General features: G+C 35.7%; 2 protein-coding genes. Both read right to left on the bottom strand.

What is annotated here, in order from left to right:
• Positions 1-125: 125 nt before the first annotated feature.
• Entirely contained in the window at positions 126-707 is a 582-nt protein-coding gene (locus LN736_RS18820) for a C-terminal helicase domain-containing protein (RefSeq protein WP_229982210.1), read from the bottom strand.
• 10 nt (positions 708-717) lie between these two features.
• Positions 718-1,053: transposase (locus tag LN736_RS18815; RefSeq protein ID WP_229982209.1), on the bottom strand; the 336-nt coding region annotated here is incomplete at its 5' end.

Below are 1,053 nucleotides of genomic sequence, written 5' to 3'. Positions count from 1 at the left end.
TTTTATTTTGACATATGCTTGTTAAAGTTACCATTTTTGATTAAAAACATTTCATTTTCTTTTCATTTTGTTCTTGACATATTACCAAATTGCTTTTCATACATGCAAAAACCTTTAATGGTATATCAAGCACTGAATTTCATGTTCTTCAATTTCTCAATAATTTTGTTCATATGTTCTGCTGCCACATTTTGAGCGATATTTCTATCTTCCTCGGTTTCAGCTTTATCACCCATAATTCCAACAAATTGCGATACCTTCAGTCCCAAATGTTCTTGTATTTCTTCATCCGTTCCTTCCGGAGCAACTAGGTAGTAACAAAGCAATGAATCTTTTTTCCCTATCCTATGTGCTCTATCTTCACACTGGCTGTGAACGGCAGGCGACCAGTCAAATTCTCCAAATACTACACATGTAGCTTTTTGCAAGTTTAATCCTGAACCTGCTCTAAGTAAAATAATCAATATATTTGTTTCATCCTCACCTGCATCTAAAAGCATTTTTACAAACGCTGCTACATAAGGAGCCTTTGCAATTCCTATAGCTTGTCTGCCTTCATTGACAGCCTCTCTGGTCAACCTTCCTTTATCAAAATATTTTTTTACTGTATCAATTGTTTTGGCTTTTTCGACAGCGTCTTGAATTAATTCACTATACTTTCCAGTATCAAAATCTATTGTCTGGACAACTCTTCTCTTAGAAGGCAATTCTGGTGAACTACATCTCCATTGAAATGGAGAGCTTCGGATTCCCAATAAACCCCATGATAGAGCTCCACCGGTACATCTCCGGGGTATCCAAACCCACTACTGCTGGTATAGATTTCTCTATCCTACACAGATACTTTTTTAATATGTTGTAAGCTCCTACACAGTCTGCATTGTATATTTTGTTATTTTCCTTATATAAGCCCCTGTATTTTCTATTAGATCTTTCGGCATATTCCTTTGATACTTCTTTTGCATTTGGACTGCACTGACTTGAAAAGCTTTCTTCCTGCTTTTCTATAGAAATACCTCTATCTTCAGCTCTATAGGTTATTTTATCTGTCAG

Origin of the sequence: Clostridium aromativorans, assembly GCF_020908015.1 — a bacterium.
GTDB lineage: Bacteria > Bacillota > Clostridia > Clostridiales > Clostridiaceae > Clostridium_B > Clostridium_B aromativorans.
Note: the sequence above shows the minus strand (reverse complement) of the source record. Positions and strands in the feature narration are given on the sequence as shown.